Below are 21,368 nucleotides of genomic sequence, written 5' to 3'. Positions count from 1 at the left end.
GGACAAAGAATAAGCTTATCGTTTTTTTCGATGAACTTAATCTATTTAATTCGCTTTTTTCTATAGTACCGATTGTACTATAGTTTGTCGCGTAGAAACGGAGCCCAAACAAAGATGTGTTGGGCCAACTAATTTTTTAGGAGATTCCAAAATGGTACTAGTAGGTCGTCAAGCCCCTGACTTTACTGCAGCAGCTGTTCTAGGTAACGGTGAGATCGTTGATAACTTCAACTTCGCAGAATTCACTAAAGGTAAGAAAGCGGTTGTTTTCTTCTACCCACTAGACTTCACTTTCGTTTGTCCTTCAGAGCTAATCGCTTTCGACAACCGTCTAGAAGATTTCCAAGCTAAAGGCGTTGAAGTAATCGGTGTTTCTATCGATTCTCAATTCTCTCACAACGCATGGCGTAACACTGCTATCGCTGACGGCGGTATCGGTCAAGTTAAATACCCACTAGTTGCTGACGTTAAGCACGAAATCTGCAAAGCATACGATGTTGAGCACCCAGAAGCAGGCGTTGCTTTCCGTGGTTCTTTCCTAATCGACGCTGACGGTCTTGTACGTCACCAAGTAGTTAACGATCTTCCACTAGGTCGTAACATCGACGAAATGCTACGCATGGTAGACGCACTAAACTTCCACGAGAAGAACGGTGAAGTTTGTCCTGCACAATGGGAAGAAGGTAAATCAGGTATGGACGCATCTCCAAAAGGTGTTGCAGCATTCCTATCTGAGCACGCTGACGACCTAAGCAAGTAATTACATTCTTAAGCCCGACTCAACACGGGTGAATGGTTGGATGACTCTCTATAAAGAGAAATAAAGCATAAGCTACAGCGCAAAGCGCACCGCCAATCAGTTAAGAAGTAAAGTCTTATTCAAAGCCCGAAGTCAACGCTTCGGGCTTTTTGCATCTATTGCTTCAACAATGGTTTATTCCTGGCTCATCTCCACTATGAATAGGGGTAACCGCAAAGCGAAAATTTACCTCTATTTTCCTCTATCGCTACCTATTCAGAATCGTCTCAAGATTGCTATGATTTCCTCAGTCTCAATTTGAACGAGTAAAATATCATGAACATCGAAATTGAAGTTTGTATCGATAACCTAGAATCTCTACACAATGCCCTAGAAGGCGGAGCGAGTCGTATTGAGCTCTGCTCTTCACTAGCACTTGGTGGGTTAACTCCGAGCTTCGGAATGATGAAGCAAGCCGCTCGCATCTCATCGGTCCCCGTGTACGCAATGATTCGCCCAAGACAAGGCGACTTCATCTTCGATAACGACGATATGATGTGCATGCTTGATGATATCCAAGCCGCTGCCGATGCTGGCTTAGATGGTGTGGTATTGGGTGTGCTTACCGCTCAAGGTGAAATAGACATGGCTGCCATGAAAGCACTAACCTCAAAAGCCCACCAGCTAAAACTTGGCGTAACCTTTCACCGTGCTATCGACCAACTTAAGGATTACCAAAAAGCGCTAGAACAGATTATCGAACTTGGTTGTGAACGTGTTTTAACTTCAGGCTTAGCAAGTAACGCGGAGCAAGGAAAAGACATTCTCAAGGACATGGTTGCGCTCACTCAAGGCCGCTTAGACATTATGGCTGGGGCAGGCGTTACTGCTGAAAATGGCCGAGAAGTTCTTAAGCACACTGGCGTTCAAGCACTGCATCTATCTGGCAAGTCGACAAGACCAAGCCTAATGACACAAGCCTCTCAAGCTCAAATGGGGCATGATGATGTAGACGATTACTTAATCCCAGTAACGAGCACGGCAAAGATTCAAGATCTGATAGCCTCGCTTAACAAATAGATAAACACCGAGAGCTGACTAAACACCAACACAACATGGCTAGTAAAAGCTTAGAAGTCACGTATATTAGTAAACTCAATATGGCGACTCATGGAATGTTATGGCTAAGGATCTATTCAGCTCTCTTGATTTAAATCTATTGCGTACCTTTTTGATTGTTTACCAGGAAAAAAACACCAGAAAGGCAGCGGAGCGTTTATTCGTCTCTCAACCAGCAGTGAGTCAAGCGCTACAGAAACTACGTCATCACTTTTCGGATGATCTATTCGTGAAAGTACATGGTGGGCTGCAAGCTACTGCTTTTTCGGAACAACTAGCTAACGAGATAACACCTCATCTAGATGGCTTGAAAACTGCAATTAACTCTTCAAGTACATTTGACCCAAAGCAAATTGACTACCCAATAAAAATTGCTTTATCTCCAGTAGTACTCGCATGTTTATCAGGCTCTCTTTATAAAGCTATAAAGCAGCAGGCACCAAACTGTGAATTAGAGTTAACGAGCTGGAGTACATCGTCTGTAAAAGATATTCAAAGAGAAGATGTCTTATTAGGTGTTGCGTATCAACTCACCAACGTTTCGAAAGAAATTTATGTTCAAAAACTTGTTGATATCAAAGGGCGCTTATTTGTTCGAAAAGAGCACCCGATAAAAAAGTCGACGGTTACACCACAAGACTTAGCAGGGTATGAGATTGCATCATTAATATCACCAGGATGGAACGATAACTTCAGTCAGGCTTCAAGAATATTAGAATCCTACTCAATTCCTCATCGTATTGGTTTTCGTTCTGAGATGGTATTGGCCCTCATTGACGTCCTGCTCAACTCAGATATGTATATGCCCCATTCCAATCTCTTCCCTATCGACAACTATCCCAACTTAAGAGCTATTGATGTAGATATCACGAACGATTTAAAAGTTGTGGGGGTATACAGCCACATCCATACCAAAAATCGTAATAACCCTCTTCATATCTGGCTAGCTGACGTCATCAAACAAGCACTGAATGAACAAGTTAATAAGCAATACTTATTTTAATTATACTAAATGCTACTTAGCCTAAAAATAAAACACTGTTTAATATTTATCCCATCGACATGAAGTCAATTACTTTAGCTATAGTAGGGATGCTCAATATCAGTTTATTAAGAGTGTTATGAAGATAAAAACTCCCCTTCTTTTGCTTGCCTTACTTTCAACTTCCGCCTCTGCAACCGGTCTTCACCTTTCACCAGAATTTAAAGTAGGTCCGTACCATGGATTTGGTGTTCAGGTTGGCTTGACTGATGTTGCTGATTTAGGTGCGATTTATGTAAGCTACTCAGATATTTGGTACGAGAGTGGTCGTTATGATGAAACGGTACAATCGTATCGGATTGGCATCCAGAACATGTTTGGTTCACAGCAAATACACGGCTTTCAAGCTGAGATTGGATTTGCAGACTATGATGGTGAAAAGACACGTTCTGACATTACGGAAAGAAAGACAGCGACTGGCATAAGTTTAGGTGGTGCCTATGTGTATCAAGCGACGCCAATACTCGCACTCAGAGCGGGTGCCGACTTGAATCTGTTTGATCACAATAAGACTTTTGTGCCTTACAACACCACTATCAACGTAAACCTAGGCGCGATACTGAGCTTCTAGCTAGACTGTTTACTTTAGTGCGTCATCTAGGCTTTGATCGCCAAGGTGGCGTACATCTTTGCCTTTGACGAAATAGATAATGTACTCACAGATATTCTGGCAACGATCCCCCACTCGCTCAATGGCTCTCGCAGACCACATCACTTGCAAGATATTAGGAATATTCTTCGGGTCTTCCATCATGTAAGTCATCAACTGACGAATCACCGCTTCGTATTCAGCATCCAACTTGTCATCAAGTTTGTGTACCTCAGCAGCCGCATCCACATCCATTCGAGCAAATGCATCTAAAACTTGATGCAGCATGGTGATCGCTTGTCGACATAAAGGCTCTAGCGATACATGGAATTTTTGTTCTTTTGTCGAAGGAATATCAATCGCACCCTGAGCGATCTTCGACGCAACATCACCAATACGCTCCAGGTCTGTAATCGTCTTGATGATCGCCATTATCAAACGCAGATCTTTTGCCGTTGGCTGACGCTTGGCAATAATGCGGGTACATGCCTCGTCAATCGACACTTCCATCGCATTCACTTTATGATCATCACGAATCACTTTCTTCGCTAGTTCCAAATCATCTTTATGGAGTGCCTGCATCGCAAAAGAGAGTTGCTGCTCCACCAACCCACCCATAGTCAATACATGGGTGCGGATAGACTCTAACTCGACGTTGAATTGTCCTGAGATGTGGCGACCAAATTGCATGTCAGCTCCTTAAAAAGAAATGGATAAGTCATTTATATTGGAGTGACTTAGCTCCAATGATAAGAACGGCACAGTTAACCGTATCTACCTGTAATGTAGTCTTCCGTTTGATTTTTCAATGGCGACGTAAATATTGAATCCGTATCTGAGTACTCGATCAATTTACCCATATGAATAAAAGCAGTATGGTCACTCACACGCGCAGCCTGCTGCATGTTATGCGTGACGATAACGACCGTATATTGCGTCTTCAGGTCGTTAATTAGCTCTTCAATCGTCAATGTTGAAATAGGATCCAAGGCCGATGTAGGTTCATCCAACAGCAAGACCTCTGGTTCAATCGCAACGGCGCGAGCAATCACCAAGCGCTGCTGCTGACCACCAGACAAACCAAAAGCATTTTCATGTAAACGATCTTTTACTTCGTCCCACAACGCCGCTGCACGCAGTGATCGCTCTACAGCATCATCCAGATCTCGGCTGTTACTCACGCCTTGCAGCCTCAGCCCGTAAACCACATTTTCATAGATAGATTTAGGAAACGGGTTTGGACGCTGAAATACCATACCGACACGACGACGCAGAGTCGCAACATCAACTTTAGGATGGTAGATATTCTTGCCATGAAGCTTCACTTTTCCGGAAACTTTGCAGCCTTCGACAAGATCGTTCATACGATTGATACAACGTAGTAAGGTCGACTTACCACACCCCGAAGGACCGATAAATGCCGTCACCTGCCCTTTGGGTATCTTCATAGAGATATCATCGAGCGCTTGGCTTTCTTTGTAGTAAAGATTGAGCCCTTCGATCGAGATAGCAATTTGTTCTTCCTTTAGATTATGTACATCTAAAGGTGCTTGGTAACCCAAGGTTTCATTAATTGAGAACATCTTAATCTTGTCCTAAGGTTCGGTACTTTTCACGTAAGTTATTACGGATATTAATCGCCGTTAAATTCAGCCCCACGATAACCGTAACCAATAAAAACGAAGTCGCATACACCAATGGGCGCGCAGCCTCTATATTCGATGTTTGAAATCCAACATCATAGATATGAAAGCCTAAATGCATGAACTTTCTATCTAAGTGTATGTAAGGAAACTGACTATCAACAGGCAAGCTTGATGCGAGTTTTACAACACCCACCAGCATTAATGGAGCCACTTCACCCGCTGCTCTTGCAATCGCCAAGATCAGGCCGGTAATTATCGCAGGGCTTGCCATAGGCAGAACAATGCGCCACAAGCTCTCAAACTGAGTCGCGCCGAGCGCTAAAGAGCCATGCCTTACCGAACTTGGAATACGTGTTAACCCCTCTTCAGTCGTCACAATCACGACAGGAAGTGTTAACACGGCCAAAGTCAGTGCAGACCAAAGTAGGCCCGGCGTACCAAAGGTAGGTGCGGGTAGTCGCTCTGCATAAAAGAGGGTATCGATCGAGCCACCAATGGTATAAACGAAAAAGCCTAAACCAAAAACGCCATACACGATTGAAGGTACACCGGCTAGGTTGATAACCGCAATTCTAATCAAACGTGTGAGCGCGTTATTTTTTGCGTATTCATGTAAGTAGATCGCCGCCACAACCCCAAGAGGCATCACCACAATCGACATCAGAATAACCAGTAGCACTGTGCCAAAGATTGCAGGAAAGACGCCGCCTTCTGAATTGGACTCTCGTGGATTCTCTGATAAGAACTTCCACACTTGGTGACCCCAGTGCCCTACCTTCTCAAGGTAAGACATATTATTTGGGTACCAGTAATCCAAAATATGACTGAGCGAGATTTCAACCTGCTCACCCGTCATGTCTTCAACAAGTAAGCTCTCAACATTCAACTGTGTTCTGAGGTGCTCTAGCTTGATCTCGGCTTCATCTAAGTGCTTATTCAGCTCGAGTCTAGTTGCGGTATAAGTTTTAAGGTACTCATCGCTCACAGACTCATTAAGTTCTAACTTGCGCTTTTCTAGACGTAAGTTTTCCAACTGCCAGCTGATATTACGAATCTCTTGGTTTACCACGCGTGACGTTTCAGCACGCAAAGTGTCAGCGAAAGCTAAACCATCTTTAAGCTTTTGGTCGATATCGGTATAGAAAGTTCCCGATGCCGTTTTAAAGCCAACTGGCTTACCAAAAAAGTAACCACCGCGACTACGCTCTATCACCGCCCAATTTTGGGGAGTGGTAGGCTCCAATAGATTCACATCTAGAATCGAAACAAAATCCGCGGGATAGAGCTCTCTATTCGCCACCTTGATGCTCAAACGTTGTATCAACCCGGTAGCGATGTTCTGGGGTGATAGTAGATCGTGCGCCTGCGGTACTTGCTCTATTGGGATGTATTTGCGTTCATACAGCTGACCGATCAACACATCTTGTTGAGATACGGTTTCATCGAGGTTCACAACCAGAGAAAGATCTTTAGAATCGACTTGCCACTGATACAAAGGCGCAGGCCAAAAGTAGGTCAACCCTTTCCAGCCAATCAAGAGCATCAAACCCAGAACCGAAAGCATACAGATGCTCACCGCCCCACCGGTTAGCCAGATCCATGGCGAACCAGATTTAACCCATGATAGTAATGACTTGAGTCTATTCATCATGTGCTACCTGACAGTGGTACATAGAACAACGATGCATGCAGTTCGCTAAGCCCCAAAGCTTTGCAGGCCTAGATTCAGATTGAGGTGACGCATTAACACTATAAAGCACGATATTTATCTCTCAATCTTTGTCGAACCCACTCCGCTAGCGAGTTCACAGCGAAGGTAAAAATAAACAGCAATAGCGCAGCTAAGAACAGCAAACGGAAATGCGACCCACCGACTTCCGATTCTGGAAGTTCGACAGCAATGGTCGCGGATAGTGTCCTCATCCCTTCTAAAATATTCCAATCAAGAATTGGCGTGTTGCCTGTCGCCATCAGGACGATCATGGTTTCACCAACCGCTCGCCCTAATCCCATCATGACCGCCGAAAAAATACCGGGGCTGGCTGTCAGTAAAACGACATAAATCAGGGTCTGCCACGCGGTTGCACCAAGCGCGAGTGAACCATCAGATAAGTGCTTCGGCACAGAGAAAATCGCATCTTCAGCAATCGTAAAAATGGTCGGGATAACAGCAAAACCCATAGCGAAACCGACCACTAGAGCGTTACGCTGATCAAAATCGATCCCATAGCCTGCTAGGAAAGTGCGTATATCACCGTCAAACAACAAGGCTTCGATACTGTTGCCTGCTGCGAATACTATAACGACCGTTGCAATCAGTACCGGAATCAAGATGAGCGCGTGCCAACCATTAGAGAAACGACTTGTCACAACCTTAGGTAAACAGAACCAAACAAGCCCTGTAATCAAAGCGCTCAGAGGCAACATCACCATCAAAGAGAATACAGCGGTTAAGTGAGTTTCAACGATTGGCGCAAACCATAGGCCCGCGAGGAAACCAATGATTACGGTAGGCAAAGCTTCCATTAACTCAATCGACGGCTTCACTACTCGTCGCATGCGTGGCGACATAAAGTAAGCGGTATAAATTGCACCTAACACTGCAACAGGCACCGCAAACATCATGGCAAATAGCGCAGCTTTGATGGTACCAAACGTGATAGGAACTAAACTGAACTTCTCTTCAAAGTCATCATTGGCAGAGGTTGATTGCCATACATACTGCGGCTCTGGATAGCTCTCATACCAGACTTTTTGCCATAGCGATGAAAATGAAATCTGAGGGTATTCATTGTCGACTTTCGCCACACTGATTTTATCATCAATCAATGTTACCAAATGCAGCTCATTAGCCGACATAGCAGCTAACTGAGGTGACTTATCAAACGCACGCTCAAACAGAGACAACTTTTCGCTGGTCGTATAATGGCTCTGTAATGTGCCGTTTTTATAGAAGCTGTAGAAGCCTTTTCGGTAGGTATCCGGCAAGATAAATTGTACTTCTTCAGCGAGTTGGAAATCTCGAATATGGGTTAGGCTACGCTTTTCATCTTTAAGTACATCAAACCATTGGGAGACTTGTCCATCCTGATGCGTAACCAACAACGAATAAGCACCAGACAACAAATCGATACTTTTCACGCCGTGTTTAGCGTCATTCAAACTCAGGTCGATCACCTCACGGACATCAAACCCTTTTTCAGCGAGCTTTAGCACCACTAAGTCAGACTTTGCTCGAAGGTATAAAGTCTGCCCATCAGGTGTCATTAATAACTGCTGCTGCGTGCCAAGCTTATCCGATAACCATTGACTATTCTTTAATACATAGCCACCAGCCAAGTCGCTTTGGTACCACTTCACTAGCACTCGTTGGTCAGTTAACTGAGCGGCAACAGTAATATCGCGCCCGCTTTTAGAGAATACGAACTTATCGATCAACGCGCCGTTCGTTGGTTCGTCGACTAAGAAGGGTTGAGGCAGAGTAACTTGCTCGATTTTTGGTTCAGCTTCAGCGCCCTTTTGGAGTACAGGCGCACTATACTCAGGGTAGAAGAAAGTGATATTGCTTGCGCTATCGGCAAAAGCAAACCAATTTTCAGCAGGGGTATTTCGAGAGAAGGCAATAGGATCTACTAACACACTTCGCTCGAAATAAGAGTGTGTATTTTGCGAGTCTAGGTCCCAAAACTGAACCAAACCAGACTTTTCGACAGTAAAGGCGTGTTGACCGTACTCATCAACCGATAGTGCCACAGGCTTATCTACCACTACGGTTTTAACCGCTTGATCCGTATCTAAACCAGTATCGGAAAATACCGGTAAAATGACCATTGCTAGATATACGAAGATCAAAACCAAGGCAGCTAAAACACTGACACCACCGCATGTCACCGAAAAACGGACGAGACGATCTTTCAACCATCTTTTTTTGTCGCGCTCTTTCAATGAAAATTGGGCTGAAGCCATCTGTTTATCTACCTTTTTTTAGCTGCTGACATAATATGTACCTTAGATGACAATTATATTACAAGCTACGTTAAACAACTGAAACTAATAACAAGTTTGTTCACCCTTTTTATTATCCAATGATCATTACTTTTGTGAGCGCTAACGTTATAAATTAAATTAGTCACCCCAATAGTCAGCATTCAAGGATCAACAATACGATGGAAAAAGACTATGTCGCAAAAGAACTTAGCTGGTTATCGTTCAACGAAAGAGTACTTCAAGAGGCAGCTGACAAGTCTGTCCCTTTGATCGAAAGAGTTCGTTTTCTAGGGATCTACTCGAAAAACCTCGATGAGTTCTACAAAGTCCGATTTTCCGACGTAAAACGCAAGATCTTATTGCAAGATCCTGAGTCAAACTCTGATACCTCAAAAGCCTTGCTGACTCAGATGCAACAAAAGGCAAATGAGCTAGATGTTCGTTTTCATTCACTTTACAAAGAGTTGTTGCTCGAATTAGCTCGTAATCGTATTTTTTTAGTTAATGAACAGCAAATTAGTACCGAGCAGAGTGATTGGCTCAAAAAATACTTTAAAAAGAAAATACTCCCGCATCTCACGCCTTTGCTACTTAACGAAGATAGCCAACTGCTCAATATCCTCAAAGACGAACAAAGTTATTTAGCTATCGATATTGAGCACAATGGGTCATCTCAATACGCTCTGTTAGAGATTCCATCTGACGCTTTACCTCGCTTTGTAAAATTGCCGAGCCCGTCAGACTCACAGCGTACTACCCTGATCTTATTAGATAATATAGTTCGCTTCTGCCTAGACGACTTACTTAAAGGCTTCTTCGAATACGATTCGCTACGTTGCTTCGCCATCAAAATGACACGTGATGCAGACTATGACCTGCAAGAAGACAGTAACTGCAGCCTTTTAGAATCCATGTCGATTGGCATTGAGCAACGTTTAACAGCGCTGCCGATACGCTTGATCTATGAATCCGAGATGCCACAAGAGATGCTGAATTTCTTACGAATCAAGCTCAAGCTATCAGACTATGACAGCGTACTCTCTGGTGGTCGTTATCAAAACTTTAAGCACTTCTGTGATTTCCCTACCCTTAATCGAGAAGATCTCGTTAACACGCCTCTCTCACCGATTAAGTGTGCGCTGTTTGCTCATTACAGTAACTATTTTGAAGCAATCAAAGCTCGCGATATCTTATTGCACTACCCGTACCATACGTTCAATCACATTACCGAACTGGTCAGGCAGGCTTCGTTTGATCCCAAGGTAACGGTCATCAAGATCAACGTTTACCGTGTTGCTGAAGGCTCTAAGTTACTCAACTCGATCATTGATGCGGCCTACAATGGCAAGAAAGTCACCGTGGTGGTCGAGCTTCAAGCCCGTTTTGACGAGCAAGCCAACATTCAGTGGGCAAAGACACTTCAAGAAGCCGGAGTGAAGGTGGTTTACGGTATCCCCAGCCTAAAAATCCACTCAAAATTACTGCTCATCAGGCGTAAGAACGGCAAGGCTATGGAGAGTTATGTTCATATCGGTACAGGTAATTTTCATGAAATCACCGCTCGTATTTACACAGACTTCTCCTTGCTTACCGCAAACCCAGAGCTCACGCATGAAGTTCGCCAAGTCTTCAAATACATCGAAAATCCATACCAGAAAACGCAGTTCAAACAGCTGATAGTCTCACCTAAAAATACTAGAAAGCGTCTGTATCAACTGATCGACAAAGAGATTCAGCATGCCTCAGAGGGTAAGCCTGCGAGTATAACTTTAAAGCTCAATAACTTAGTGGATCGCGAAATCATTGAAAGGCTCTATCTAGCCAGTCAAGCCAACGTAAAAGTTAGAATGATCATTCGAGGTATGTGCTCACTGGTTCCGGGAATACCTAACGTAAGTGACAACATTGAAGTCATCAGTGTCGTCGATCGTTTTCTTGAGCACCCAAGAGTGATGATCTTCCACAATGCTGGAAAGCCCAAGGTTTACATATCTTCCGCTGATTGGATGACTCGCAACTTTGACCACAGGATTGAAGTAGCAACACCAATCCTAGACTCGAAGATCAAGCAAACCATCATCGATATCACCGAGTTTCATTTTGACGATAAACGTAAGGCGCGGATGATCGATCATGCGATGAGCAATCAGTATAAGCCGTCACCCAACGCTCAACTTACGCATTCCACATCACAACTCGCTACTTACCACTATATTAAACATATAGAGAAGCAAGCTCGTAAGAAGTACAAGCAAGAGAAAAAATCATGCCGCTAAATGACGACAAACAATCAAGATGCATTGCTGCCATCGATTTAGGTTCGAACAGCTTTCATATGGTGGTCGCTCAAGTGTTTGGCAAACATCTACAACTCGTCAGCCGACATAAACAGAAAGTATGCTTAGGCGATGGGCTGGATGATCAACACCAGCTATCAGATCAAGCGATTAATCGCGGGCTAGATTGTCTAAAAGTATTCGCAGAACGACTCACTGATTTTGAGATAGATGATGTTAGAGTCGTTGCTACCCATACTCTACGAAAAGCAAAGAACTCAAATACCTTCATAGAACAAGCCAAACTCATTTTTCCTTTTCCCATCGAGATCATTTCAGGGCAAGATGAAGCGCGATTGATCTACAACGGGGTTGAACATACTCAGACCGCATCCAAATCAAAGCTCGTTATCGATATTGGTGGAGGAAGTACTGAGATAGTGACCGGACAGGGCTTCACACCCGACGTCATACATAGTTTACCTATGGGGTGCGTCAGCTTTACTCAACGTTTCTTCAGTGATGACCAGTTAACTTCTCAGCATTTTGCAACCGCTTATACCGCAGCGATTCAGCTATTAACACCTGTCATTAAGAACTACCAAGCCGCCTCTTGGGAGATCGCTTTTGGCTCATCTGGCACCGCGAAATCAATTAAAGAGGTACTAAAGGGTTTGGGCTTTGACGATGAGTACATCACGCCGCAACGACTTACTTATCTAAAAAACCATCTAACGGAGTTTTCATCTGTAGAGAGCATCAAGCTGTTGGGTTTAAGCGGTGAGCGAAAGCCCGTGTTTGCTGCAGGTGTTGCGATTCTTTCCGCTGTTATGGATAGCTTAAATATAGATGAGCTGTATGTCTCTGATGGGGCATTAAGAGAAGGCGTGCTTTATGACATGGAAGATAAGTTCAAGAGCCTTGATATAAGGTCTCGTACTGCAGAAACATTACTCTCTCGCTATCATGTTGACTTAACATATGCCGAAAAAGTCAAAGAGATAGCTCGCACCCTATTACTGCAAGCTAAACCACAACTGAAAGGCGCTATAGACGCAGAATTGTTTGACCTACTTGGTTGGTCTGCACTGCTACATGAAGTAGGCCAAAGCGTGGCATTCCAAGGATATCATCGCCATTCAGCCTATCTAATAAAACACACCACCATGCCCGGTTTTAATACCGAGCAACAACGTCTGATTTCCCTTATCGTTCGATATCAGAGAAAAGCGATCAAGCTGCAAGACTTGCCAACATTATCACTGTTTTCGTCGCAACAAGTGACGCTGATGATCCGAATACTTAGGCTGGCAATCTTACTCAATCGACAACGCAGCCAGACACCAGTACCTAATGTAAAGCTAACCATAAAAATGGATGACCATTGGAGTTTGACTGGCGAAAATGGTGACTGGTTAGATACAAACCAACTACTCGATTATGAGTTAAAAGAAGAGCAGCAGCGCTGGAAAAGTGCCGGTTGGTGTTTAGATTTGAAATGAGGGAAATAGCCTACCGCAAGTAGGCTACCTATATATTGAGTTTGAGCTATAACCCAACTTTTGCGAGCTCTTGCTCTGCGAACTCAGACGGTATTGCTAGATAGCCATCTTTTTCTACAAGCTCTTGTCCCTGCTTCGAGAATACAAAAGTAAGGAACTCTCTCTCAACTGGAGAAAGTGGTTTATCCGGGTGCTTATTCACATATACATAGAGAAAGCGAGATAGAGGGTAATCACCACTCAAGATATTCGCACGCGTAGGCTCAACATAATTAGAGCCGTGCTCTGCAATAGGAATCAACTTAACACCTGCTACGCGGTAGCCAATGCCTGAGTAGCCAATCCCACTAATGGATGAAGCGACTGACTGAACGACAGAAGCCGAGCCAGGTTGCTCATTCACGCGGTTTTTAAAGTCACCACCGCACAATGCATTCTGTTTGAAGTATCCATAAGTGCCCGATACAGAATTGCGACCGAACAGTTGAAATCTATGTTTTGCCCATGGCTGATCGATTCCAAGATCTTGCCAGTTATTGAGGGGCTTCGTTGCTCCGCAGCGTAAGGTCTCAGAAAAGATGCCATCAATCTGACGAAAGTTAAGCCCTTCAATAGGGTTATCGCGGTGGACAAACAGCCCGATTGCATCAATAGCGACTCGTAATGCAGTTGGCTTATAGCCATGCTCTCTTTCGAAGGCTTCTACTTCACGCAGACGCATTGGCCGGCTCATAGGGCCAAGATGTGCAGTCCCCTCCGTCAATGCAGGAGGCGCAGTAGAAGAGCCCGATGCTTGGACCTGAGCATTTACATTCGGGTAGTAGGATTTAAACTCCTCTACCCAGAGTGTCGTCATCCCAGCCAAAGTATCAGACCCGACTGACAACAAGCTTCCAGAGATACCTGGAACCTTGGAATAATCGGGCAGTGATTCAACACTCTGCTCTGCGAAGCTTGGCCACGCCAATACCATCGCTAACATAGAACTAATCGGCAAACGCATCCTGCGTATTAAATCACTCATGACACGGTCAATCGGTTTGGCAACGTGAAATGAAAACGACTGCCAACGCCCACTTCACTTTGAATTTCGAGGTGTGAATCGTGGTGGCTAAGTGCGTGCTTTACAATCGCCAATCCAAGACCACTACCACCGGTATCACGAGAGCGGGCTTTATCTACACGATAGAAGCGCTCTGTGAGTCGGTGTAAGTGTTGAGGCTCAATACCATCACCAGTATCCGACACATCTAAGCACGCGCCTTGGCTGGTTTGATACCAACGAACTTTAACCGTAGCGCCCGGAGGTGTGTATTTAACCGCGTTATAAACCAAATTCGAAATCGCACTTCTCAATTGGTCTTCATCGGCAAGCACACGCAAACTCTTATCGATATCAAATTCAAGTTTATGTTCACGCTCACCGCTAAGGCTGGCCGCCTCTTTCTCAAGAACTTCAAGCATCGCAGGAACGTTAACCACTTCATCCAACTCATGCATTGGCGCTGCTTCAATTTTCGAAAGCGTGAGCAACTGATTAACCAGACTGTTCATACGATTCAATTGCTCAGTCATTACACCATGCGCCTTGGTCCACATTGGGCCAACGATCATGTCTGGGTCTTCTGTCATTTCAAGATAACCTTGAAGGACGGTCATTGGTGTACGCAACTCATGGGAGACGTTAGCGAAGAAGTTACGGCGCATGCCCTCTAGCTGCTTAAGCTGGGTGACATCACGCACCACCATCAGGTGTTCACCCTCGGTATACGGCACAATACGCAGTTCAAGCATACGCTCCACATTCAGAGGAGAAGGCATCTCTAATGGCTCAGAGAAATCTTGCTTATTAAGGTACTTAATAAAATCTGGAGTACGAATCAAATTCGAGATCGGTTGACCTGAATCATCTGGCCAACGAAAGCCCAACAAATACTGAGCCAGCTTGTTACACCAAACGATATTGCCTTCACCACGAAATACCACAACGGCATCGGGAAGGGACTCAGCACCGTTACGGAAACGGCGGATAAGGTTAGTCAGTTCTTTGCGTTTGCGACGCTGCCTCTGCTGCATACGATAGATACCGTTAAACAGAGATTCCCAGTTTCCAGAGCCAGAAGGTGGAGTTAGACGCTTCTCATCCCACAACCATGCGGACAAACGCATTTGGTTGTGTAGATGCCAACCGAGCTGCAATACCGTCGCAGCCAGCAGTAACCAGGGTAGATAGCCAAATATCCATCCGACTAAAACCCATGGTGCGTAAAAAAAAGCCAGCTCCCACGCCAGCTTTTTCCAGGTTAACTTTTCAACCATTCAGGACTCCGTAAACTGGGCAGCGAAGCCACATTAAGCCTTTGTAGAAAAACGGTAGCCAGCGCCACGAACCGTTTGGATTAGCTTATCGTGACCGGCAGATTCAAGCGCTTTACGCAGGCGTCGAATATGTACATCAACCGTGCGGTCTTCAACGTAAACGTTGGTACCCCAAACATTGTTAAGCAGCTGCTCTCGGCTGTATACACGCTCTTGGTGTGTCATAAAGAAATGCAGCATTTTGAACTCTGTTGGTCCCATATCAACCGGGCCTTCGCTTGCGGTCACGCGGTGTGATACAGGGTCTAATTTAAGACCTTGAACATCAATCACATCTTCCAATGCCGTTGGTGTTACACGGCGAATAACCGCTTTCAGGCGAGCCACAAGCTCTTTTGGCGAAAATGGTTTGGTAATGTAGTCGTCAGCGCCAACTTCTAAACCGCGAACCTTATCTTCTTCTTCACCACGAGCTGTTAGCATCACCACTGGGATGTTGCGAGTTAACTCTTCACGCTTCATGTGCTTGATAAAGTTTATCCCGCTACCACCAGGTAGCATCCAATCTAGTAATACTAGATCTGGGAAAGGTTCACATAGCTTGTTTACCGCTGTATCGTAATCTTCAGCCTCTACTGCTTGGTAGCCTTTTTGTTCAAGTACAAAACACAGCATCTCACGAATAGGTGCTTCATCTTCAACGACCAGAATCCTTCTCGACATAATTGAATAGCCTTTGTATTTAATCAACGCATTGCATTATCTGAGTTAATTATGACACTTTTGTGACCTTTGAAAACAAATTTTCATATAACTGTCTCAAACGTTTCACTTTATAACTTTTGATACAGAGCTAAGGACAAATCGAATTAGATCTCATATCATGAGGCACTTCTAAAAAGGTATGAGAAAAATATATGTGGTTTAAAAATTGCCTAGTCTATCGCTTCAACCGTGATATTGATTTCAACGCAGATCAGCTAGAGAAACAACTTGAAGAATTCCGCTTTACTCCGTGTGGTAGCCAAGACAAACAGAAGTTTGGTTGGGTGCACGCAATGGGTAAACATGGCGATATGATGACGCACGTATCAGAGAACCGCATTCTTATCTGTGCAAAGAAAGAAGAGAAAATGCTACCAGCATCTGTGATTAAAGAGTCACTGAATGCAAAAGTTGAAACCCTTGAAGCGGAATCTGGCACTCCTCTTAAAAAGAAAGAGAAAGACAGCCTAAAAGAAGACATCATCATTGACCTTCTTCCTCGTGCATTTAGCCGCAGTAACTTCACGTACGCGCTGATCATGCCAAAAGAAGGTTTCATTGTGGTTGATGCTAGCAGCTACAAAAAAGCAGAAGACGTGTTAGCTCTACTGCGTAAAACAATGGGTAGCCTACCGGTTGTTCCTGCAATTCCTGAGCAAGCGATCGAGACAACACTAACCGAATGGGTTAAGTCGGGCGATACACCTCAAGGCATTACGATGCTTGACGAAGCTGAGCTTAAATCAATCCAAGAAGACGGTGGAATTGTTCGAGTTAAGAAGCAAGAGCTAGAAGCCGATGAGATTAAAAACCACATCGAAGCAAATAAAGTGGTAACTAAGCTGCTTATCAACTGGCAAGATCGCATTGAATTCATCCTGGCTGAAGACGGCAGTATCAAACGCCTGAAGTTCAGCGATGAACTTAAAGATGAGAACGACGATATTCCTCGCGAAGACCAAGCTGCACGCTTTGATGCAGATTTCTCACTGCTATGTGGTGAGTTCAGCGTGTTCCTTCCGAATCTATTCGAATCACTAGGTGGATTAACTCAACCGAACGCTTAATCGGTATATCCAAAGCTCAGGTGCTCCGTGCCTGAGCTTATTTCCCCTACATTTCCCGCTGTATATTTATCCCTTCACTCTCTTCTTAATATCATTGCTATCTTTAGGGCTATCAACCAGACTCATTTTAGCGTAAAATTTGCGCCCCTTTGATATCACTTGGTGGTATCAACCTGACTTGAGATCAGATTAGAGAACGAAGCAATGACTACACAAAAACCATTTGTACCTGAACTATTATCACCGGCAGGAAGCCTTAAAAACATGCGTTACGCATTCGCCTACGGCGCAGATGCAGTTTACGCGGGCCAGCCACGTTACAGCCTTCGCGTTCGTAACAATGAGTTCAACCACGAAAACCTACAAATCGGTATCGATGAAGCTCATGCTCAAGGCAAAAAATTATATGTTGTATGTAACATTCAGCCACACAACTCTAAACTAAAAACTTTCATTCGCGACCTTAAGCCAGTTGTTGATATGGGTCCAGACGCTCTTATCATGTCTGATCCTGGTCTTATCATGATGGTTCGTGAAGCATTCCCTGAAATGCCTATCCACCTTTCAGTTCAGGCTAACGCTGTAAACTGGGCAACTGTAAAATTCTGGGCTACACAAGGCGTTGAGCGTGTAATCCTATCTCGTGAGCTATCACTTGAAGAGATCGAAGAGATCCGCGAACACTGCCCAGAAACAGAACTAGAGATCTTTGTTCACGGTGCACTTTGCATGGCGTACTCTGGTCGTTGTCTACTTTCTGGTTACATGAACAAGCGCGATCCTAACCAAGGTACTTGCACTAACGCTTGTCGTTGGGAATACAAAACAGAAGCAGCAAAAGAAGACGAAAACGGTCAAATCGTTGAAGTAAACCCTACTGGTGTTGAGATTCAGGATGTTGAAGTTCAAGACGAACGTCCAGACAACACGCTAGGTCTAGGTAAACCAACAGACGAAGTAGTTCTTCTTTCAGAGTCACACAAGCCTGAAGAGAAAATGGCTGCGTTTGAAGATGAGCATGGCACTTACATCATGAACTCAAAAGACCTTCGCGCAATCCAGCACGTTGAACGTCTAACGAAGATGGGTGTTCACTCACTGAAAATCGAAGGCCGTACTAAGTCTTTCTACTACTGTGCTCGTACCGCACAAGTTTACCGTAAGGCGATCGACGACGCTGTAGCGGGCAAGCCATTTGATGAGAGCCTAATGGGTACATTAGAAAGCCTAGCGCACCGTGGCTACACAGAAGGTTTCCTACGTCGCCACACTCACGACACTTACCAAAACTACGAGTACGGTTACTCTATCTCTGATACTCAGCAATTTGTTGGTGAATTCACAGGTAAACGCCGTGGCGATCTAGCGGAAGTGGAAGTGAAGAACAAATTCCTAGTAGGTGACAGCTTAGAAATGATGACACCGAAAGGTAACGTTGTTTTCACACTAGAAATGATGGAAAACCGTAAGTCGGAAGCAGTTGAAGACGCAAAAGGTAACGGTCACTTTGTGTTCATCCCTGTACCAGCTGATCTAGACTTAGAGTACGGCTTGTTGATGCGTAACTTGAGCGAAGGCCAAGACACACGCAACGCATCTGGTAAGTAACTTTACTTAGAAAACCGAGAAGTAAGCAATGGCTCTGTTAATCACTGACAAGTGCATAAACTGCGATATGTGTGACCCTGAATGCCCAAATGGCGCAATCACTATGGGTGACAGCATCTTCGAAATCGACCCAGATTTATGTACTGAATGTAAAGGTCACTATGAGAAGCCAACGTGTCAGTCTGTATGCCCAATTACCAAGTGCATCATCACTGATCCAAACCATATTGAAACTGAAGACGAGCTACTAGAGAAGTTTGTTATCATTCAAGGCTTGACCTAAAAGAGAAAAGGTTCAACTTAGTCAATAAGTTGAACCTTTTTCTTATCCGGATTTTTCCATGGGATAAATATTACAGAATAACTCTTTTTCGAATTGATATTCGAGTCGCTCTCGCCAATTTATCGACTGTGATACAGGTACTAGATAAAAGTTTTCCCTCCCAGTATCTGTCACAAATGCCATTCCATACTGCATCAATTCATAATGTACATCGTTAACAAAGCTAGGATCTAATCGCTGCCTACCTGTTAGTTGGTTGATGTCATCTCTTGAAATAGAAATACCCGCATTCTCAGTGCTGAACCTATGTCTTAACCATTCTGAAAATTCCTTTGCACAAATCATAGTCATAGTCATAGTCTTATCCTTGAATTATCTATCTACGGGTATCAGACTCTGATTTCACATACTACACATAAGCCGCATCTTTCACCCCAAACACTTACTCCTGACCTAGCCCAGTCAAATTGTCGCTGTTTTTCTCAAATTAATGCTTTCAATATCAAACGATATTCTTAATGTCGCATTTATAAACTCTAGACAAAAGTGTGACATTTCTCCAGTTTTTAGAGTCGACAAAACGAGTGGCATTACCACCTTAATAAGCCATTGATAATTCGATTACTTATTCGAAATCAAGGCTAAACATTGACTAGGCATGACTTTAATTTTCTTTTTTTTCTTGTTGGTAGCTACCTTTTTAGGAGGAAGAACAGGGATTGTCTTTGGCGCCCAACTCGCGAGCTCGTCGCCACAGCCATCACCTTTAGGAGGCTTAGCTTGAGGGATACAATTGGCACTGCCTTCTGGGCACTTTAAACGAACATGAAAGTGAGAGTGATGTCCCCACCATGGCCTGATTTTGCCTAACCACTCTCTTTGTTTAACATCAGAGACTTCCTGATCGCAAAGAGCCTGTTTAATCACTGGATGAACAAAAATGCGCACCACTTTTTTATCTTTAGCGGCATGGCGAATGACCTGGAAGTGGTCGTCTGTCCAATTAGACTGGCGAAGCTTGTAGTTGGTAAGATCGACGACACTGACTGGCTTGGGAACGGCGAGTTCATTCTCAGAGAGTCTTTTGTCCGTTAACCTCAGCCATATATCGATATCCAATCCAGTTTGATGGCTTGAATGACCAGATGAAAAGCGTCCACCACGAGGAAGTGAGATATCACCAATCAATAGATTCGTACCTAACTGTTCACTTGTTGTCAAACCTAGCCTTTCAATGAACTTAATAGCTTCTGTATGACCATAGTAACGCTCTCTTTGAGGGCGAATAACCTGATAGCCAACACCATTAATCGGCAAGGCCTGTGCACCGTCTAAGCAGCCATTAGCATAACTGCCTATCGATGAGGTTGAGTTTGTCGTCGGGCTTTTCTCTTTCTCCCATGGCGTAGCCAAAACTGAAAATGAATAAAACAGGACAACTAAAACGAAAGATAACCTCATGACCATTCCATGTAACTGATGCATATTATCTATATTAGTCGGCATTAATGAACAGTTGGCGACTATTGGCTACTTTTTTGGGGATAGACGAGAGCTATTTGAGATGGGAGAAGCTGAATGGGGCTATGAAGTATTTCGACGCTAGAAAGCAAAAAGGCTCTAGTCTTTCGACTAGAGCCTTAAATATGGCAGGGGTGGAGAGATTCGAACTCCCAACACGCGGATTTGGAATCCGCTGCTCTGCCAATTGGAGCTACACCCCTATTTCAGTTTTAAAGAGCTGAAACTCTGAATAAGTGGCGGAGTGGACGGGACTCGAACCCGCGACCCCCGGCGTGACAGGCCGGTATTCTAACCAACTGAACTACCACTCCGCAGTGGACTACTTGTCGTCGCTGACAAGTCGTTCATAATTTAAAGCCTGGCGATGTCCTACTCTCACATGGGGAAGCCCCACACTACCATCGGCGCTATTGTGTTTCACTTCTGAGTTCGGCATGGAATCAGGTGGGTCCACAATGCTATGGTCGCCAAGCAAAATTTTAAAATTCGGAAAGCTGTTTCTGTTCTCTTCAAACTCATTCAAGCGTTTGTATCTTATGAGTCCATCAAAACCCCTTGGGTGTTGTATGGTTAAGCCTCACGGGCAATTAGTACAGGTTAGCTCAACGCCTCACAGCGCTTACACACCCTGCCTATCAACGTTCTAGTCTTGAACAACCCTTTAGGACRCTTAAAGCGTCAGGGAAAACTCATCTCAGGGCTCGCTTCCCGCTTAGATGCTTTCAGCGGTTATCGATTCCGAACTTAGCTACCGGGCAATGCCATTGGCATGACAACCCGAACACCAGAGGTTCGTCCACTCCGGTCCTCTCGTACTAGGAGCAGCCCCCTTCAATTTTCCAACGCCCACGGCAGATAGGGACCGAACTGTCTCACGACGTTCTAAACCCAGCTCGCGTACC

The 21,368-nt window shown here is 44.4% G+C and carries 18 protein-coding genes, 2 tRNA genes and 2 rRNA genes; 9 read left to right on the top strand and 13 right to left on the bottom strand.

Translation table 11 applies throughout. The features are described 5' to 3' along the window. Positions 1-151 precede the first annotated feature (151 nt). From L1D55_RS16070 to L1D55_RS16055, 4 genes are all read left to right on the top strand, one after another. The gene (locus L1D55_RS16070; RefSeq protein WP_004740353.1) at positions 152-760 is read left to right on the top strand and encodes a peroxiredoxin C; all 609 of its coding nucleotides are present in this window, start codon (positions 152-154) and stop codon (positions 758-760) included. A gap of 315 nt (positions 761-1,075) precedes the next feature. Next, positions 1,076-1,819, top strand: coding sequence for a copper homeostasis protein CutC (locus tag L1D55_RS16065; RefSeq protein WP_239918115.1), 744 nt, complete (start codon positions 1,076-1,078; stop codon positions 1,817-1,819). Positions 1,820-1,919: 100 nt separating this feature from the next. Next, positions 1,920-2,861 (top strand): LysR family transcriptional regulator, encoded by a 942-nt coding sequence (locus L1D55_RS16060; RefSeq protein ID WP_239918114.1) that lies wholly within the window; start codon positions 1,920-1,922, stop codon positions 2,859-2,861. A gap of 118 nt (positions 2,862-2,979) precedes the next feature. Further along, a complete protein-coding gene (locus L1D55_RS16055) occupies positions 2,980-3,471 on the top strand; it encodes a hypothetical protein (RefSeq protein ID WP_239918113.1) in 492 nt (163 codons plus the stop codon). A gap of 9 nt (positions 3,472-3,480) precedes the next feature. Here the strand turns inward: L1D55_RS16055 and phoU are convergent, their stop codons facing one another. The 4 genes from phoU to L1D55_RS16035 all read right to left on the bottom strand — a co-directional run bounded on the left by phoU (position 3,481) and on the right by L1D55_RS16035 (position 9,101). Next, positions 3,481-4,179, bottom strand: a complete 699-nt coding sequence (gene phoU, locus L1D55_RS16050) for a phosphate signaling complex protein PhoU (protein WP_004740358.1) — start codon at positions 4,177-4,179, stop codon at positions 3,481-3,483. Positions 4,180-4,253: 74 nt separating this feature from the next. Beyond that, positions 4,254-5,072, bottom strand: coding sequence for a phosphate ABC transporter ATP-binding protein PstB (gene pstB / locus L1D55_RS16045; protein WP_063522615.1), 819 nt, complete (start codon positions 5,070-5,072; stop codon positions 4,254-4,256). A 1-nt stretch (position 5,073) separates the two neighbouring features. Next, entirely contained in the window at positions 5,074-6,783 is a 1,710-nt protein-coding gene (gene pstA / locus L1D55_RS16040) for a phosphate ABC transporter permease PstA (protein ID WP_239918137.1), read from the bottom strand. Between the two features lie 101 nt (positions 6,784-6,884). Then, positions 6,885-9,101: an ABC transporter permease subunit gene (locus L1D55_RS16035; RefSeq protein ID WP_239918112.1), complete on the bottom strand. Its 2,217-nt coding sequence runs from the start codon at positions 9,099-9,101 to the stop codon at positions 6,885-6,887. Between the two features lie 200 nt (positions 9,102-9,301). Between L1D55_RS16035 and ppk1 the strand changes: the two genes are divergently transcribed. Both ppk1 and ppx read left to right on the top strand, forming a co-directional pair. Beyond that, positions 9,302-11,398 carry a polyphosphate kinase 1 gene (gene ppk1 / locus L1D55_RS16030; protein ID WP_239918111.1) on the top strand — a complete coding sequence of 699 codons (2,097 nt, stop codon included), beginning with the start codon at positions 9,302-9,304 and terminating at the stop codon, positions 11,396-11,398. Further along, a complete protein-coding gene (gene ppx, locus L1D55_RS16025; RefSeq protein WP_239918110.1) occupies positions 11,389-12,900 on the top strand; it encodes an exopolyphosphatase in 1,512 nt (503 codons plus the stop codon). Before ppk1 ends, ppx begins: the two co-directional genes overlap by 10 nt. 46 nt (positions 12,901-12,946) lie before the next feature. Here the strand turns inward: ppx and L1D55_RS16020 are convergent, their stop codons facing one another. Genes L1D55_RS16020 through phoB form a run of 3 tightly spaced genes read right to left on the bottom strand, consistent with a single transcriptional unit; the run spans position 12,947 to position 15,942 of the window. Next, positions 12,947-13,903 (bottom strand): phosphate ABC transporter substrate-binding protein, encoded by a 957-nt coding sequence (locus L1D55_RS16020; protein ID WP_239918136.1) that lies wholly within the window; start codon positions 13,901-13,903, stop codon positions 12,947-12,949. A gap of 17 nt (positions 13,904-13,920) precedes the next feature. Then, complete coding sequence (gene phoR, locus L1D55_RS16015; RefSeq protein WP_102333709.1) at positions 13,921-15,219, bottom strand: phosphate regulon sensor histidine kinase PhoR; 1,299 nt, start codon at positions 15,217-15,219, stop codon at positions 13,921-13,923. 33 nt (positions 15,220-15,252) lie between these two features. Then, positions 15,253-15,942 carry a phosphate regulon transcriptional regulator PhoB gene (gene phoB / locus L1D55_RS16010; protein ID WP_004735064.1) on the bottom strand — a complete coding sequence of 230 codons (690 nt, stop codon included), beginning with the start codon at positions 15,940-15,942 and terminating at the stop codon, positions 15,253-15,255. 194 nt (positions 15,943-16,136) lie between these two features. On the opposite strand from phoB, the gene rdgC reads away from it, so the two are divergent. From rdgC to L1D55_RS15995, 3 genes are all read left to right on the top strand, one after another. Then, entirely contained in the window at positions 16,137-17,051 is a 915-nt protein-coding gene (gene rdgC / locus L1D55_RS16005) for a recombination-associated protein RdgC (RefSeq protein ID WP_086716151.1), read from the top strand. Positions 17,052-17,255: 204 nt separating this feature from the next. Continuing rightward, entirely contained in the window at positions 17,256-18,659 is a 1,404-nt protein-coding gene (gene yegQ, locus L1D55_RS16000; RefSeq protein ID WP_239918109.1) for a tRNA 5-hydroxyuridine modification protein YegQ, read from the top strand. A gap of 28 nt (positions 18,660-18,687) precedes the next feature. Continuing rightward, a complete protein-coding gene (locus tag L1D55_RS15995) occupies positions 18,688-18,942 on the top strand; it encodes a YfhL family 4Fe-4S dicluster ferredoxin (RefSeq protein ID WP_004740368.1) in 255 nt (84 codons plus the stop codon). Between the two features lie 42 nt (positions 18,943-18,984). Here the strand turns inward: L1D55_RS15995 and L1D55_RS15990 are convergent, their stop codons facing one another. From L1D55_RS15990 to L1D55_RS15965, 6 genes are all read right to left on the bottom strand, one after another. Further along, entirely contained in the window at positions 18,985-19,293 is a 309-nt protein-coding gene (locus tag L1D55_RS15990) for a hypothetical protein (RefSeq protein ID WP_004740369.1), read from the bottom strand. 270 nt (positions 19,294-19,563) lie between these two features. Beyond that, positions 19,564-20,403: a penicillin-insensitive murein endopeptidase gene (gene mepA, locus L1D55_RS15985; RefSeq protein WP_239918108.1), complete on the bottom strand. Its 840-nt coding sequence runs from the start codon at positions 20,401-20,403 to the stop codon at positions 19,564-19,566. A 186-nt stretch (positions 20,404-20,589) separates the two neighbouring features. Next, positions 20,590-20,666: transfer RNA gene (locus L1D55_RS15980), tRNA-Trp, on the bottom strand. A gap of 34 nt (positions 20,667-20,700) precedes the next feature. Further along, positions 20,701-20,777: transfer RNA gene (locus L1D55_RS15975), tRNA-Asp, on the bottom strand. A gap of 45 nt (positions 20,778-20,822) precedes the next feature. After that, positions 20,823-20,938: ribosomal RNA gene (rrf, locus tag L1D55_RS15970) — 5S ribosomal RNA — on the bottom strand. Positions 20,939-21,032: 94 nt separating this feature from the next. Continuing rightward, a 23S ribosomal RNA gene (locus L1D55_RS15965) occupies positions 21,033-21,368 on the bottom strand; the annotation flags it as partial.

The sequence above is a fragment of the Vibrio sp. Isolate22 genome (genome assembly GCF_022398115.1).
Classification (GTDB): domain Bacteria; phylum Pseudomonadota; class Gammaproteobacteria; order Enterobacterales; family Vibrionaceae; genus Vibrio.
Note: the sequence above shows the minus strand (reverse complement) of the source record. Positions and strands in the feature narration are given on the sequence as shown.

Bases quoted from the DNA above. Each gene is read 5' to 3' on its own strand.
- L1D55_RS16070 (WP_004740353.1), top strand. From the start codon at position 152: ATGGTACTAGTAGGTCGTCAAGCCCCTGACTTTACTGCAGCAGCTGTT.
- L1D55_RS16065 (WP_239918115.1), top strand. From the start codon at position 1,076: ATGAACATCGAAATTGAAGTTTGTATCGATAACCTAGAATCTCTACAC.
- L1D55_RS16060 (WP_239918114.1), top strand. From the start codon at position 1,920: ATGGCTAAGGATCTATTCAGCTCTCTTGATTTAAATCTATTGCGTACC.
- L1D55_RS16055 (WP_239918113.1), top strand. From the start codon at position 2,980: ATGAAGATAAAAACTCCCCTTCTTTTGCTTGCCTTACTTTCAACTTCC.
- phoU (WP_004740358.1), bottom strand. From the start codon at position 4,179: ATGCAATTTGGTCGCCACATCTCAGGACAATTCAACGTCGAGTTAGAG.
- pstB (WP_063522615.1), bottom strand. From the start codon at position 5,072: ATGTTCTCAATTAATGAAACCTTGGGTTACCAAGCACCTTTAGATGTA.
- pstA (WP_239918137.1), bottom strand. From the start codon at position 6,783: ATGAATAGACTCAAGTCATTACTATCATGGGTTAAATCTGGTTCGCCA.
- L1D55_RS16035 (WP_239918112.1), bottom strand. From the start codon at position 9,101: ATGGCTTCAGCCCAATTTTCATTGAAAGAGCGCGACAAAAAAAGATGG.
- ppk1 (WP_239918111.1), top strand. From the start codon at position 9,302: ATGGAAAAAGACTATGTCGCAAAAGAACTTAGCTGGTTATCGTTCAAC.
- ppx (WP_239918110.1), top strand. From the start codon at position 11,389: ATGCCGCTAAATGACGACAAACAATCAAGATGCATTGCTGCCATCGAT.
- L1D55_RS16020 (WP_239918136.1), bottom strand. From the start codon at position 13,903: ATGCGTTTGCCGATTAGTTCTATGTTAGCGATGGTATTGGCGTGGCCA.
- phoR (WP_102333709.1), bottom strand. From the start codon at position 15,219: ATGGTTGAAAAGTTAACCTGGAAAAAGCTGGCGTGGGAGCTGGCTTTT.
- phoB (WP_004735064.1), bottom strand. From the start codon at position 15,942: ATGTCGAGAAGGATTCTGGTCGTTGAAGATGAAGCACCTATTCGTGAG.
- rdgC (WP_086716151.1), top strand. From the start codon at position 16,137: ATGTGGTTTAAAAATTGCCTAGTCTATCGCTTCAACCGTGATATTGAT.
- yegQ (WP_239918109.1), top strand. From the start codon at position 17,256: ATGACTACACAAAAACCATTTGTACCTGAACTATTATCACCGGCAGGA.
- L1D55_RS15995 (WP_004740368.1), top strand. From the start codon at position 18,688: ATGGCTCTGTTAATCACTGACAAGTGCATAAACTGCGATATGTGTGAC.
- L1D55_RS15990 (WP_004740369.1), bottom strand. From the start codon at position 19,293: ATGACTATGATTTGTGCAAAGGAATTTTCAGAATGGTTAAGACATAGG.
- mepA (WP_239918108.1), bottom strand. From the start codon at position 20,403: ATGAGGTTATCTTTCGTTTTAGTTGTCCTGTTTTATTCATTTTCAGTT.